The following is a 14,058-nucleotide window of genomic DNA, read 5'->3' on the forward strand; positions in this document are numbered from 1 at the left end:
CAAATTTTCAATACATAAAAAAGGAGCCGTCGCGGGCTCCTTTTTTGTTGTATATGTCCTGACCTAAATGGTGCTGAAATGAAATTCATCGACGAAGTTAAAATCACAATTGCCTCGGGTCGTGGCGGCCCTGGTTGCGTCAGTTTCCGCAGAGAATCTGGTATGCCTCGTGGCGGTCCGGATGGCGGTGACGGCGGCAAAGGAGGCGATGTTTACATTCGCACTTCTCGCCACATCAACTCCCTTGTAGATTTAAGACAAAACAAACGTTACGCCGCTCAAAACGGTGAGATGGGTTTCGGTCGCCAAAAGGCCGGCCATGATGGCGAAGATCTTGTCATGATCGTTCCTGAAGGAACAATCATTCGCAATCTTGAAGGCGAGATCATTGTGGACATGACGGGTATCGACGAACACCTTCTTCTTAAAGGTGGCCGTGGTGGAAAAGGGAATGAATTCTTTAAGACCAGCGTGAACCAAGCTCCTGAACATGCTCAGCCGGGGGAAGAAGGTGAAGAGATCGAAGTGAAGCTTGAATTAAAGCTTATCGCTGATGTCGGCATCATTGGTTTCCCAAATGCTGGTAAATCTACTTTGATTTCTCGTATCTCGGCTGCAAAGCCAAAGATCGCGGATTATCCTTTCACAACTTTGACTCCGAATCTTGGTGTCGTTAAAGCGGGTGATTACAGTTCATTCGTTGTAGCTGACATTCCAGGTCTTGTGAAAGGTGCTCACGAAGGTGTAGGCCTTGGTATTCAGTTCTTGAAACACGTTGAACGTACACGCGTTTTCATTCACTTGGTGGATGCTTCGGGTATGTCAGGTCGCGATCCACTCCAAGACTATGAAGACATTAACTTTGAATTAAAAATGTACGACGAGAACAACCAGGACAAAGAGGGCTTTTTCCCTCTATCCACGCGTCCTCAATTTGTTGTTCTGAATAAAATCGACACACTCAGCACTGATCAACTGCAGAAGCTTATCAACTCGTTCAAAAAAGTAACGGGTACTGCTCCGCTGGCTATTTCCGCAGTGACAGGCAAAAACATTAATGAACTTGTTATTGAGTTGGGTCGTCAAATTTTGAAAGAGGAAGAAGAATAATGAAAATCGGTATTTTTGGCGGAAGTTTTAATCCTCCTCATATGGGACACATCAATGCCATTCAGACAGTGGCAAAGAAAATGGGCTTAAACAAAGTTCACATCGTTCCTGCGGCACAAAATCCTTTGAAGACTCCAGTAGAAGGTCCAACGTCAGAACAGCGTCTTGAATTGACGAAACTTGCATTTGCTCAATATGGCGATACTTACTTTGTTGATGATCAAGAGCTTACTCGCGGCGGATTGAGCTACACAATCGATACAGTGATGAGTCTTCGCAAGACCTATGATGCTTCTGATTTGTATTTAATCGTTGGTGCCGACAAGTTTGAAGAGTTGAGCCAATGGAAAGACTATCAAAAGCTTTTGGCTGAGACGAACTTGGTTGTTACAACTCGTCCTGGTTACGATGTTCCTGAATCTTTAGAGGAAATGCCTGGCTACTTGAAGCCTCTTGTTTCTGACTTTGATTTCAATTTCATTGATTTGACGACGGGCCGTAATATCCAGTTCATCACCTTGCGTGATATCGAAGTTTCCTCTTCGGAAGTAAGAAAATGGCTTCGCACTGGTAAGCCAGTTGAAAAGTATCTTCCACTTTCTGTCGAATCCTACATCAAAGAGCACAAGCTTTATCGTAACCTTGGCGAGCGCATTGGTGACTTCAAGCAATTCACTGAATTTTGCGCTGACGTTTTGTTCTCGAAAAAAGGTATCAATGTTCGTGGTTTTGATTTGACGGGTGTTGCAGCTCCAAGCGAATACACATTGATCGCTTCCGGTACTTCAACTCGTCACGCAGCTGCTATGGCTGAGAACGTCGTGATGGCGGTTAAAGAAGAATACAATCTTCACCCCCAAAGTGTTGAGGGTATTGATGAAGGTCGTTGGGTTCTAGTGGATTATGGTTCTTTGATCATTCACTTGTTCTATGATTTTGTTCGTCAGGAATACAATCTAGAGACTCTTTGGAAGCAAGGTAAAGACCTTGGCTTGAAAGATCCTTACGCCGGCAAGCCAGGACAGTAGTCATGAAATTCATCTTGTACAACCTCGCCACGGCTAAAGAAGCTTGGGCTGATGAGGTCAGCGAGTTGTACAAGAAAAAAATCTCGTTCTTTATGCCATTCGAGATCCAATCTCTCAAAGCAAAGAAGTCCGCTCGTGAAGACGCAGACTTTAAACGCAACGAAGAATCTGAACTCATTCTGAAAAACATCAACAGTGACGACTATGTTGTCTTATTCGATGAACGTGGTTCTGTTCTTGATTCCATTCAATTTTCAAAAAAAGTGGAAGGAATTTTAGGTAGCTCTAAAAAGCGTGCGATCTTCATTATCGGTGGTGCCTTCGGAGTTAACGAAGACGTGCGAAAACGTGCGGATTTGAAAGTGGCTTTGTCGCCAATGGTAATGAATCACTTGATGGCCCAAGCGATGAGCCTAGAGCAAATCTATCGCGCCTTCACGATCATTAAGAAAATTCCTTATCACAATATTTAGCAGGCAACATAGTTGTGTGTGTTCGTCGAATGATAGATTGCTGTCAAAAAGAAAAAGGCTCCGAAGTGGAGCCTTTATTATTTCTTAGTTATTCAACCAAGGTGGCGAATCGCCTAGCTCTTTGGATGGATTGCGGTTTAGCTCTAACAGGCGATCCCATTCGTCTTGAAGGAAACCTTTTTGTTCAGACTCTGCTTGAGCCGCATCTGTTGGAGTTGGTTTGTAGCAGTCGGCATCTGGATCAAAAGTGTCTTTAGAACAGATTGAATACTGTACGTTTGTTTTTTCTCCACCTACAGCTTTATTCCACTGAACCAACGTCATTGGGGCTTTTGGATTCAAGGCGGGATCTACGACGTAAGGCGTATCGCCGACACGGTAGATCACGGCAACGTGATACCACCACTGAACAGAGCCGCCTGGTGCGTTGGTTGTATCAGCACTCAAGTTTCCAAAAACAAAAATTTTCTTAGGAGCAGTGAAATTGTGAGCAATTAATTCTTGAGAAGCCATCTCTGCACGAGCATAGCAACCATCGTCTGGAAATAACCAAGTCAGACGGCGAGGAAAGTTAGGGTCATCCGTTTGCAAGAAGCGAGTGTCACGTACGTACTGGAACTGAGTCATCAAATCTGCCAAAGAACCAACATCTGGGATCTCTTTCAAATTCAAGCTATTCATATTCTTTTTAACATGGTCAGGGCTTGTGGCTTTTTCAATTTGAGCTTCATCATCTTGGTTGTCTGCGTCTTCGATGCGATCGCCATGAACTCTTTGATAAGCGTCTTGATAGGTTTCGTTGCTAGAACGATGGGCTGAAAGCCCATGAGCCGAAACCGCGAACGGCGCTAGAGATGTGAAAAAGACAACGATAAAAAATTTCATAAACCCCTCTAAAACTTTTTAGGATGAGGCCATAGGCTTGTCAAAGAAAGATGGCGGGGATTTTGCGTAGTCCCTAAGGAATGCAGTCCATTTCAAAATACATTCGTCCCTTTCTTTTTCCATGTCTTTATTGCGGATCTTTCCGCAGCAGCAACGTTGGCCTTTGTCAGCCATGTTTGAATTCATTAAAACGCTTTGTAGGAGATCCCTTGCACGAGATTCATGAAGCTCCATATCCGATCTATGCATTGTATGATTGGCGTCCTAGTGAGTCCGACATGCTCTCGAAATTGTTTCTTTCTATGAAAGGAACAGCTGGGAAAAATCGATGGCAAAGTTTTGCCTCCAACTTTTTAGGAAAGCGTTTGGCACAACCAATGTGGGAGGATCGACCTGTGCGAATCGTGCCTGCGCCGTCATCGACAGGTCGAAAGGACCATGCATACTTCTGGGCTGAATCCTTAGCCGATACTCTTCAAGGGGAGTTTGCAAATTGCCTGGTAAAACGGGCCCCGAAACATCAAAGGGGGGCCTCTCGTGACCAGAGGCGGCGCCTGCGCTTGAACGTAAGTGAAAATTATTCAGACCTGTCTAATGATTGGTCGAGCTGCCTGTGGATCTTCGCTGATGACATCCTCACTACGGGCGCTACGGCGCACGCCGCTTATGAGGCTCTTGGAAGTCCCCCTCACTTTGAGGTGTGGGTCTTAGGACGAAGGAGCCTCTCTTGCGGAGCGTCCATCGATCTGCTATAACGCCCGAATGATTAAGACTATGGGAACTTTGCTTTTAGTTCTGGGCATTTCCGTTTCGGGATTTGCGGCTAAACCTAAAGCAAACGAGACACTTCAGAAACTATCAAAAAATTACCGCACAGCTAAGCTTGTTGAAATGTCTGTGGAAAAAACCGTGAAGCTTGAACTTCAGGGCCGCGAGACAAAGTACGAAGGCACTATCTTTGTTGCTAACGGAAAGTTCCGTTGGGAAAACACGAAGCCTGAAAACACGCTTTTGATCTTCGACGGCACAACAATCTGGAGTGTTCAGTATCCTCCGAAAGAATTTGGCGGAGCTCCGCAAGTAGCTCGCGGCAAAGTTGATAAGAAAACAAAATCTCAAATTTTGATTTCCTCACTTCTTGGTGGCGACATCGAGAAAAGCTTTAAAGTTGTGAAGGAAGATAAATCCGGTGACACATCTAAGATTCAAGTCGAGCCTCAGGGCGGAGACCTTCAAGTGAAGTCTTTGAATCTCGTGATCGATACGAAGAAGAAACAGCTGACAGAGATTTCGTATCAAGACGATATCGGAAACCTCACAACAATGAAGTTTTCTGACATCAAATTTTCAAAAAAAGCAGATAACAGTAAGTTCAAATTTCAAGTGCCTAAAGACGCACAGGTGACGGACCTATGAAGCAAGAAACAACTCAAAATAACAAAGTTCATTTTATCAGCTTGGGTTGCCCCAAAAATCTCGTTGATAGTGAGATTATGGCCGGTACTTTAATGAAAGACGGTTACCAAGTTGTTGGTGAAGCGGATCAAGCCGACACAGTTATCGTAAACACCTGTGGTTTCATCGAAGATTCAAAGAAAGAATCTATCCAACGCATTTTGGATATGAGCGATCTTAAAGCTGAAGGTAAAATTAAGAAAGTCGTTGTAGCCGGCTGTCTGACTCAACGATACAAAGACGAACTAGTAGAAGGTTTGCCAGAGGCCGACTTGTTCGTAGGTTCTGGTGAATTCCAAAACATCTCTAAAATTTTGAAAAACTCTGACGCTGGTGAAAAGCAGAAGACATTCTTCAATTTGCCAACTTACCTGCAGCAAGAAGAAACTCCGCGTGTGAACTCTCAGCCGGGTCACCGAGCGTATTTGAAAATTTCCGAAGGTTGCATGAAGCGTTGTGCATTCTGTGCGATTCCTTTGATTCGCGGAAACCTGCAATCTCGTTCAATCGACGCCATTGTTGCAGAAGCGCGCCTTTTGGTTGCTGGCGGCGTGAAGGAGCTGATCATCATCAGCCATGACTTCACTGATTATGGTTTCGATATCCGTCGTAAAGATCCCACTCGCAAAGAAAGTCCTGTTGAATTGTTGAAAGCCCTTGATCAAGTTGAAGGCCTTCAATGGATTCGTTTGATGTACTTATATCCAGATGGAATCACTCAAGAGATGGTTCAATTGATCAAGAACAGCAAAAAGATCGTGAAGTACTTCGATATGCCTTTGCAACACATCAACGATGCGGTTCTTAAGTCAATGAATCGTAAAATGACTCGTGATGAAATTGAAACGGCTTTGATGAACATCCGCGAACACATTCCAGAGGCTGTGATCAGAACTCAATTCATTGTTGGTTTCCCTGGTGAAACTGAAGAACAATTCGAAGAGTTGTTGGCGTTTATAGCTGAACAACAATTCGACCGTGTTGGCTGCTTCAAATACTCTCCTGAAGAGAACACTCCAGGTGGACGTATGGAAAATCAAATTGATGAAGACGTTAAGCAGTACCGTCATGATGCTGTGATGGAAGTTCAGCAAAATATCTCTCGCGAAAAACACCGTGATTTTGTTGGCAAAACTATCGACGTGATCGTTGAAGGTTTCTCTGAAGAGACTGACTTGTTGTTGCAAGGTCGTTTCTGGGGTCAAGCTCCCGATATTGATGGTGTTGTGTTGATCAATGACGGTGAAGCTCAGGTAGGTGACATGGTTAAAGTTCACATCACCGACAGCATGGAGTACGACCTTCTAGGAGAGATCGTAACAGAAAACTAGAACGTACAATTGTCAGACGCGGCTTCGAATTTGTCGATCCAGTCTTTCACGTGATTGTTTCTTAAAATGGCGGTTGCTTTTCTAAAGGCAGCCGCATTTTTTTTGTCGTACTTGCAGGCATTCTTATAAGCGATCAGCGATACCTCGTATTTTTTTAAGTCAAATGATGTTGAAGCAAGCCCCAACCAGCTGCGTGCAGCTTTATCATCAGCCTCGACGCCGGTTTTATAGAACTTCATGGCATCGACCGTGTTCTTGTCGTCCTCTAGGATTTTGCCATATGTGTATTGCGCTAATTCTGACTTAGGGAAATCTTTTGCGGCTTTCTTAAGTACCGCTATGCCCTCTTCCTCTTTGCCTGAAGCGCGCAAGCCTTTACCTAAATAAACAAAGGCGTCGGCGTGTGTGGGATCTTTGATTGTAGCTTGCTTGCATGAATCCACAGAGGCCTCTGCCATATCGCGGGAGTCAATTTCACAAAGCCTTTGCCAATACTCTGGTTTCGAACCTATTTTTTCAATCATGTCTGAATAGAGAGTGCGCAACTCGTAAGAGTTCGGCTTGTCTTTGTCATAGAAAACGGCAAGGCCGTAATAGGCGGGTTCGTATTTTTCATTAATCTCGAGGGCTTTTTTGTAATTTTCAAGAGTTTCCTTGTGCTTCTTTTGCATGTGATAGGCATCGCCCAGATAGGTATAAGCTTGAAAATCCTTTTCATTCTTGCCAACTAGAATATTGGCAGCGCGGATCATTTCGCCAGGCTCGTTCTTTTTCTGATGGGCTTTGATTAAAAGAATAATGGCATTGCGATCTAATTTGTCGATTTGCTTCCACAAAAGAAGAGTGGTCTTTTCGTAATCGCCTTTTTTATAAAACTCCTCAGCCAAAGCCACGATCAGTTTGATGTTGCGTGGATTCTTTCTTATTTCTTCCTTCATCTTTTCGATCTTTGGATCGTTATCAGTGACAGAGGTCGTGGTCGCAGGTTTTGAAGCCGCCGCCGAAGGTAACGGTGGGGCTGCCATGGTCGCACCTCCGCCACTTGCAGAGGAATCCGACTCACTGGAAGGTTTTGCTGACGAGGCAGAATCATTTGTTTTAATTGTTCCGATGACCTTGACTGGGGTGTCTAGATCCAACTCCCCATCGGAAGTCGAGGAGGCAGCCAAAGAAACGTTCGAAAATGAGACAAAAGCCAAGAACAAGGCAAACACGCTGCGATTGAAATTCAGTCTGTTATTCATATGTTGTAGTATGACTTAAATGCCCTCTCGAGTGAAGAGTCCAATATCCTCAGCTAGACTATTCAATCATCAAGGCCAGGCGGCCATTGAGTATGTTTTGCTATTGGTTGTGTCGGTGGCAATTCTGACTTTATTGGTGACACAACTTTTTACTCCTCTGCAAAATTACTTGCAGTCGACAATTGGTGACTATACAGCCTGCTTGTTGGAAACAGGTGCTTTGCCATCGTTGGGTGGTGATGACACCTCCGCCGCCGATTTGGGTTGTAAAATGGGACAGATGGCCTCGGTCGGCGGAAGCAATTCTTCAGGCTCGAAAAGTAATTCATCGTCTTCTAGCAGCTCTGATAGCAGTTCTTCTGATAAGTCTTCGAGTTCTTCGAGTGGTTCTAGTTCCGGCTCTAGTTCGTCATCTTCTTCCTCATCACAGACTCCAAGCCGCGGAGGCAGATCATCGTTCCTAAGACAACGTCGGGCCGCTGCTGGAATTGGTGATTCGGGGGCCAATAATAAAGTTACCGAAATTCAAGTGGAACAATTAGGTGCTGGGAACGGTTTCTTTAACACAAAAATCGCCGCGAGTTACGGCATTCAAAGACAAAATAAGAAAAGTGCTGTGAATATGGCGGGCTGGACGGATGCTGAGAAGAAAAAGCTCGAGCGTGCGAATGATACAGGTCGCACGACCTCTGTGGCGACGGGGGATTTGGGCCCTGCTCCGAAGAAGATTGGCGTGAAACCTCCTCCGCCGAAAGCAGCTGTTGAGGAAGAGGATAAGCCGTTTACGATTGGAAATTTTATACGTTACTTATTCATCGCCGCTTTGATTATTGCATTGGTGATTTTCATTGGTGGTCAGGCACTTTCAATGTCGAAAGATGCGAAAAATTAACTGCGCGCGTTTAGAATTTTTCCATACAATTTCTTAACTTCTCTTACACGGAACAGATTCTCTTGAAACCCCCTGGTTATTCATACATACAGAATCGCGTACAGATTTTGAGGGGGATTCTTTGGAGACTGTGATTGAGATCAATCGCAAGAAAACTTTTACTTTGGTGGAAGCACGTCAATTGCTTCCCATAGTGTACCGTCTCACAGAAGAGTCCAGCCGTGAGGTAAGAGCCCACGTCAACAGAATCGAAGCGTTCTCGGATAAATCCCACCCATCGGTGACCGTGATCGAAGCCCAAATCAATGCCATCATTGAGCGTTGGCAGGTCAAAATCCAGAAATTGGGCGGCGAGCCTAAGGGTCTTTGGATGGCCGATTTCGACAATGGTAAGGGCTATTTCTGCTGGAAATACCCAGAGACTGAAATAAATCATTGCCATGGCTACCAAGACGGATTTTCTGGGCGTATAGTCATTGAATGAGAATCGCCCTAGCACAAGTAAATCCAACTTTAGCTGATTTTAAATTTAATAAAGAAAAAATCTTAGATTTTGTTCATCAAGCGCAACAGAAGAAGTGCGAACTTGTGGTTTTCCCAGAGTGCACTCTTTTTGGATATCATCCGTTTGATCTTTTAGAGCGCACCGAGCTCGTTAAAAAACAAGAAGCCGAATTCAAAGACCTCATTAAGAAAATTCCTAAGGGTATCGGCGTTATCATCGGTTTGATTACTAAGAATCCTAGCAAGATGGGTCGTCCTTACTACAACTCTGCGGCATTGTTAGTTAAGGGGCAGAAGCCTCGCATGTTCCACAAGCAACTTTTGCCAACCGGGGACGTATTCGATGAAGCACGCTTTATCGAAAGCGGAGATTTTTCTAAAAATTATTTTTCGTTCAATGGCAAAAAGTTTTTCCTGACGATCTGTGAAGATATTTGGGCTTGGCCTGATGCTAAAGGGAACTCTCCATACAAAATGAACCCGTTGGCGAAGGTGAAGAAGCAGAAAGTTGATATGGTTATCAATTTAAGCGCCTCACCTTACTTCATCGGAAAAATGAAACAGCGTGAGTACGTGACGGCGAAAACAGCGGCTTACTTTAACGCTCCGATCTTGTATGCAAATCTTGTAGGTGCTCAGGACGAAATCATCTTTGATGGCGCAAGTTATATCATGGATAAAAAAGGTAAGAAGTTGATGACATGTCTTCCATTTGAAGAGGACATGAACGTGATCGATTTAAATACCCTGGAAGTTTGGAATAAAACTCCGAAAATTGATGTGAACGAAGAGCTTCGTCGTGCCCTTGTTTTAGGTCTTCGTGATTTCTGTGCGAAGATTGGTATGAAGAGAGTTCATTTGGGCCTGAGTGGCGGTATTGATTCCGCCGTGGTAGCGGCATTGGCGGTGGATGCCTTGGGTCCCGCAAATGTGACAGGCATTGGTTTGCCGGGTCCCTTCAACGCTCCAGAAAGCCTGTCACTGGCGCATGAACTCGCGAAAAATTTGGGAATTGATTTTAAAATTGTTGAAATTGGTCCGATGTATGACGAAGCGGTGAAGGCCTTGACGAAGGGAATTCAGATTGAAGGGTTCTCACTCGTAAATGAAAATCTTCAAGCGCGTCTTCGCGGAATGACTTTGATGGCGTTCTCGAACAAAGACGGCAGCATGCTTTTAACGACCGGAAATAAGAGTGAATATGCCACGGGCTATTCGACAATGTACGGTGATATGTGCGGTGGTTTGGCTCCGATTGCGGATCTTACGAAAGCACAAGTCTATGCATTAGCTCGTCACTACAACAAAGAAGGCGAAGTAATCCCGACAGAGATTATCGATCGTGCGCCTTCGGCAGAGCTTCGCCCGAATCAGAAGGACCAAGACTCGTTACCGCCTTATCCTGATTTAGATAAGGCCGTGACAAACTTGGTTGAAATAGAAGGAGCTGTGAAAACAGCAACTGATAAGTGGCTGATGCCGATCTTGATGCGAACTGAATTTAAGCGCTGGCAAGCTCCACCGATTTTGAAAGTGTCTGGGCATTCCTTCGGGCGCGGGCGCAGATATCCGATTGCTCATAAGGCGAAAGAGTAAAGACATAAAAAAAGGACTGACATCACTGCCAGTCCTTTTTTATTTCTTAGAATTCAAAGAAATTAGAATGCGCCGAAAAGATCCATTTGTTTTGGTTGACGCACGATTTGTGGAAAACGCAATTCGGGTTTACCAGTCAAAGCGACAAGATTCGCAATTTGCGGAGCTTGGCCGCCAATAGAAATTCTTTTTACCATCGCCGTGAACATGTGACCTAGATAAGTCGCATCGGCTTCCGCTCTATGGAATTCGGCTGTTGGAATTTTCAAGTGCTGAACCAAAGTTCCCAATTTGTAGTTTGGAAGACCTGGGAATACTTTTCTAGCGATCGGAAGAGAATCCAATACCAAACCCTTCGGAGCAGAAGATTCGTGCTTCTTGATGTCAGCGGTTAGAAACTGAGCATCGAATGGCGCATTGTGGGCGACCATCACGTCGTCACCGCAGAACTCTGCAAATGACTCTAGAAGAGTATCGATTGTTGGTTTGCCTTTAACCATGTGGTCAAAGATACCGTTCACATTTGAAGCGCCTGGCGGGATGGGGCGAAGAGGATCTACAAGGGTAGAAAATACGGCCTCGGGCTCACCGTTAACGAAGCGAACAGCACCGATCTCTACGATTTGATCGACGCCTGGAACTGTACCTGTAGTTTCGAAGTCAAAAGCTATGAATCTCATGAATTCATTGATACAAAATGGGAGGGGTTGATTCAACTAAAGACTGTCCTTTTCAAGGAGTTCTCGGACGTGGTTTCTAAGTCTGGAAAATCTATTACCTTTTTGCCGGACGACGTAATTGTCCAGGTGAGTCATAAAGATCAAAGCGTCTTGGAGTTGGCTCTGCGCGTGGGTTTGCCTTTAAATCATACTTGTGGAGGGTTTGGAACCTGCGGAACCTGCATGGTTTTTGTGCGAAAAGGTTTAGAGAAGCTGCCGCCGCGAAATGAAATCGAGGCCGAGTTAGCTTCTGATCGTGGATTTTCCGATGAAGAACGTCTGTGCTGTCAGATGGAACCCATCGACGGCCTGGTTTTGGAAATTCCTGAATCTAAGGTTTAACGTAAAAAGGATTTGTGTAAATCCAAGTGATCCATTTTTTCGCGTCAGGCAAAGGCATCATGGGGCTTACGCGCACTTGCACGCGATAAGTTCCGGGCTCGGTCACGTCGTAACTTGTTTCCGGTTTGTTGATCTTCGCAACGGATTCGCCATTTTTATAAATCACAATCTCAAAAAAATCTTTCGGAGTCGCAGGAAGTTTTACTTTCAGCTGCATTCCTTTTTTGAACTTCACTTCCGAGCCAATCAAATAAGAATGATTGCCCTCATCCATCGTCGCAACAAAACCTTTGGGATCACCCAACATGTCCATCGCGATATAAAAGTTTCCGTTCTTAAGAGCTGAAAAAATTTTCATCCGATCGCTATTAAAGCTTCCAGTAAGTTCGGACTTAAGCAAAACGTGATTGCTCATGACTTCGAAAGTTCTTTTATAGCTCGGAAAACGAATTAAATAATTCGCAAGTGGAATTGCGCGGGCCGAAGCCTCTGTTCCTGCGTAAATATTGATTTTACGCTGAGTGCTCATTTTATCAAGCAACGCGATTTCATCTGTTGGTTCTGTATATAGACGAAGTAAAGCCAATTTTGGATTGAATGGATAAGTGAGTAGAGACCACACCACTGAAAGCTTTGATTCAGCCCAAGCGCGGTTAGATAAACTTTTTTGATTCCAAAGTTCAAATCCGTCAAGGCCGGAAGGAATTTCTCCGTTCCAGCTGTATCCTGCTTTGTAGGGGTGAGCTAAGATCGTCAATGTGTCTTTGCTTGCACCCGTATTTTGGGAAAGAAGATCGGCAAGTTTTACTTGGGCCTCGCCCAAGTTGTTGCCGATGCTTTCCTGATTAAGAGAATAATAAATCAGACGTGAATCAAGATAGCTGTACTTGCCCGCAGAGAAAACTAACAAATTGCCATGATAAGATTCAAACGTCGTTGGCATATTGAACATATTCACGTCGGTGAACATCAGGAAATCAAGATTCGCAAGCTTTGCTGAAGTGATAACGAAACTTGCTGGTGCAGAACCGGAACTCAATTCGGTATGAACATTGATAACGCCTTTGTAGTCGTAATAGTTCGGTGCGTGTTCAGCAGTAAGCTGCTTTGGAATAGTGCTGACTTCGTACTGGTTAATATAAAACCCGTACAAGAAATAAGCGACTAATAAAAATGCGGCAACTAGTAATGACTTCATGGGCGAGTGAATTCCAACAACACAAAATCTGGGGCAATCCTTTTGATTTCCCGATGAGTCCATTGTTGTTGAGAAAGCCACTCAGGTAAACCATTTGTCTCATGTTCCACCAAATAAAAATGATTTCCGGCGGGTATGGACTCTTTAAGTGTGTCAAAGAAGTCAAAACGGCTGATACCTTGAAGTTTAAACACCGGAATCTTGCTGAAATACCAAAGCGATGATGCCATTTGGTAAGACGACGCATACAGCGGTGAATATTCATGCGCTAAAGTGCTTAGTTCTTGAAACTGAAATGGTTCGCTGATTTTTGGATTTGAATTACGAATAGTTGGGACAAACAGAGCAGTTAAAACAACTACAATGATGACACTCCAAAATCCGACGTAATAGCGCAGCCATTTCTGAATTTTTGGATGATAGGCCGCCAACATACATACTGCTGGCAGAGCGACGATCGGCCAATTCGCTTCAACCAAAGCGCGGAATGAAGTGAGGAAGAAGAAAATCAAAGGAAACCACGCAAAGTAGTACAAATAGCGTATTTTCTCTGGAAGTTTTGCTTTTAAAGCGGCCCATAACACCCAAGGAAAGATGATTCCAATTTGTCCCAGCACGTAAGAGCTCGTCCAATTGAACTCGTAAGAATCGCGTTGCAGACCGTGTTTCAACTGAAAGGTGAAAGAAGCGAAATCATTTTGATAATTCCACAAAAGCACAGGAGTGCAGAACAAAATACCCGTGATGATTGTAAGCGGAACCCAACGCCATTGGACTTCTTTCCATTTTCTTTCGAATAGAAGATAAGTGATCAAACACGGGACGAACAAGATGATGTGATATTTTGCGCAGAAACCAAGGCCTAGTGCTGCTCCCAAAGCTGCGTAGCTCGAGGCATCTTTCCTTTCCAAAACATTTTGAAAAATATAGAGCGAAAGAACCCAGAAGAACACTACCGGCAAATCCGGCGTGACGATCATTGAGCCAAACCCCAATAGAGGAGAGAATAAAACCAAATACATCCACCAGCGAATTTTTTCGAGGGGAAAATGTTCTTTCAAAAGAAGAGCGCCGATTCCCAGTGTGCAGTGCCCAAGAAGAACTGCGGGCCAGCGAACGGCATTCATGAAAGGCTCTAAAAAATGTCCCGCATAGAAAAGCCAAGCCACCATAGGTGGGTGATCGAAATAACTCAATTGTAGCTTGTGTGACCAGACCCAGTAATAAGCCTCATCCGCACTTAACGGAATAAGCGCGGATAAAACTAGCTTCACAAGAAGG

At 44.4% G+C, this 14,058-nt stretch carries 15 protein-coding genes; 10 read left to right on the plus strand and 5 right to left on the minus strand.

Annotated elements, in window-relative coordinates; all coding sequences use genetic code 11:
• The first annotated feature begins 78 nt into the window (after positions 1 to 78).
• The 3 genes from obgE to VF412_RS10125 are packed head-to-tail and all read left to right on the plus strand — an operon-like array spanning position 79 to position 2,611.
• Positions 79 to 1,110 (plus strand): GTPase ObgE, encoded by a 1,032-nt coding sequence (gene obgE, locus VF412_RS10115; protein ID WP_331339120.1) that lies wholly within the window; start codon positions 79 to 81, stop codon positions 1,108 to 1,110.
• On the plus strand, positions 1,110 to 2,138 hold the full coding sequence (nadD, locus tag VF412_RS10120; RefSeq protein ID WP_331339121.1) for a nicotinate (nicotinamide) nucleotide adenylyltransferase: 1,029 nt from the start codon (positions 1,110 to 1,112) through the stop codon (positions 2,136 to 2,138). The genes obgE and nadD overlap by 1 nt, the downstream gene beginning before the upstream one ends.
• Before the next feature lie 2 nt (positions 2,139 to 2,140).
• Complete coding sequence (locus VF412_RS10125) at positions 2,141 to 2,611, plus strand: 23S rRNA (pseudouridine(1915)-N(3))-methyltransferase RlmH (RefSeq protein ID WP_331339122.1); 471 nt, start codon at positions 2,141 to 2,143, stop codon at positions 2,609 to 2,611.
• Positions 2,612 to 2,695: 84 nt separating this feature from the next.
• On the opposite strand, the gene VF412_RS10130 is transcribed toward VF412_RS10125, so the two are convergent.
• Positions 2,696 to 3,496 carry a protein-glutamine glutaminase family protein gene (locus VF412_RS10130; protein ID WP_331339123.1) on the minus strand — a complete coding sequence of 267 codons (801 nt, stop codon included), beginning with the start codon at positions 3,494 to 3,496 and terminating at the stop codon, positions 2,696 to 2,698.
• 209 nt (positions 3,497 to 3,705) lie between these two features.
• On the opposite strand from VF412_RS10130, the gene VF412_RS10135 reads away from it, so the two are divergent.
• From VF412_RS10135 to rimO, 3 genes are read left to right on the plus strand one after another with little or no spacing between them, the layout of a single operon-like run.
• A complete protein-coding gene (locus VF412_RS10135) occupies positions 3,706 to 4,251 on the plus strand; it encodes a hypothetical protein (protein WP_331339124.1) in 546 nt (181 codons plus the stop codon).
• A 7-nt stretch (positions 4,252 to 4,258) separates the two neighbouring features.
• Positions 4,259 to 4,912, plus strand: coding sequence for an outer membrane lipoprotein carrier protein LolA (locus VF412_RS10140; RefSeq protein ID WP_331339125.1), 654 nt, complete (start codon positions 4,259 to 4,261; stop codon positions 4,910 to 4,912).
• Positions 4,909 to 6,282, plus strand: coding sequence for a 30S ribosomal protein S12 methylthiotransferase RimO (gene rimO / locus VF412_RS10145; protein WP_331339126.1), 1,374 nt, complete (start codon positions 4,909 to 4,911; stop codon positions 6,280 to 6,282). The genes VF412_RS10140 and rimO overlap by 4 nt, the downstream gene beginning before the upstream one ends.
• On the opposite strand, the gene VF412_RS10150 is transcribed toward rimO, so the two are convergent.
• Complete coding sequence (locus VF412_RS10150) at positions 6,279 to 7,526, minus strand: O-linked GlcNAc transferase (RefSeq protein WP_331339127.1); 1,248 nt, start codon at positions 7,524 to 7,526, stop codon at positions 6,279 to 6,281. The genes rimO and VF412_RS10150 overlap by 4 nt on opposite strands.
• A 31-nt stretch (positions 7,527 to 7,557) precedes the next feature.
• On the opposite strand from VF412_RS10150, the gene VF412_RS10155 reads away from it, so the two are divergent.
• From VF412_RS10155 to VF412_RS10165, 3 genes are all read left to right on the plus strand, one after another.
• The gene (locus VF412_RS10155) at positions 7,558 to 8,418 is read left to right on the plus strand and encodes a hypothetical protein (RefSeq protein WP_331339128.1); all 861 of its coding nucleotides are present in this window, start codon (positions 7,558 to 7,560) and stop codon (positions 8,416 to 8,418) included.
• Between the two features lie 130 nt (positions 8,419 to 8,548).
• On the plus strand, positions 8,549 to 8,902 hold the full coding sequence (locus VF412_RS10160; RefSeq protein ID WP_331339275.1) for a DUF2203 domain-containing protein: 354 nt from the start codon (positions 8,549 to 8,551) through the stop codon (positions 8,900 to 8,902).
• Positions 8,899 to 10,518 (plus strand): NAD+ synthase, encoded by a 1,620-nt coding sequence (locus tag VF412_RS10165; RefSeq protein WP_331339129.1) that lies wholly within the window; start codon positions 8,899 to 8,901, stop codon positions 10,516 to 10,518. The genes VF412_RS10160 and VF412_RS10165 overlap by 4 nt, the downstream gene beginning before the upstream one ends.
• A 62-nt stretch (positions 10,519 to 10,580) precedes the next feature.
• Here the strand turns inward: VF412_RS10165 and VF412_RS10170 are convergent, their stop codons facing one another.
• A complete protein-coding gene (locus VF412_RS10170; protein ID WP_331339130.1) occupies positions 10,581 to 11,198 on the minus strand; it encodes a 3'-5' exonuclease in 618 nt (205 codons plus the stop codon).
• 69 nt (positions 11,199 to 11,267) lie between these two features.
• Here VF412_RS10170 and VF412_RS10175 point away from each other — a divergent pair, with 69 nt between their 5' ends.
• The gene (locus VF412_RS10175; RefSeq protein ID WP_331339131.1) at positions 11,268 to 11,579 is read left to right on the plus strand and encodes a 2Fe-2S iron-sulfur cluster-binding protein; all 312 of its coding nucleotides are present in this window, start codon (positions 11,268 to 11,270) and stop codon (positions 11,577 to 11,579) included.
• Here the strand turns inward: VF412_RS10175 and VF412_RS10180 are convergent.
• The gene (locus VF412_RS10180) at positions 11,569 to 12,777 is read right to left on the minus strand and encodes a hypothetical protein (protein WP_331339132.1); all 1,209 of its coding nucleotides are present in this window, start codon (positions 12,775 to 12,777) and stop codon (positions 11,569 to 11,571) included. The genes VF412_RS10175 and VF412_RS10180 overlap by 11 nt on opposite strands.
• The gene (locus VF412_RS10185) at positions 12,774 to 14,051 is read right to left on the minus strand and encodes an ArnT family glycosyltransferase (RefSeq protein WP_331339133.1); all 1,278 of its coding nucleotides are present in this window, start codon (positions 14,049 to 14,051) and stop codon (positions 12,774 to 12,776) included. Before VF412_RS10185 ends, VF412_RS10180 begins: the two co-directional genes overlap by 4 nt.
• Positions 14,052 to 14,058: the final 7 nt, after the last annotated feature.

The sequence above is a fragment of the Bdellovibrio sp. genome (genome assembly GCF_036384735.1).
GTDB lineage: Bacteria > Bdellovibrionota > Bdellovibrionia > Bdellovibrionales > Bdellovibrionaceae > Bdellovibrio.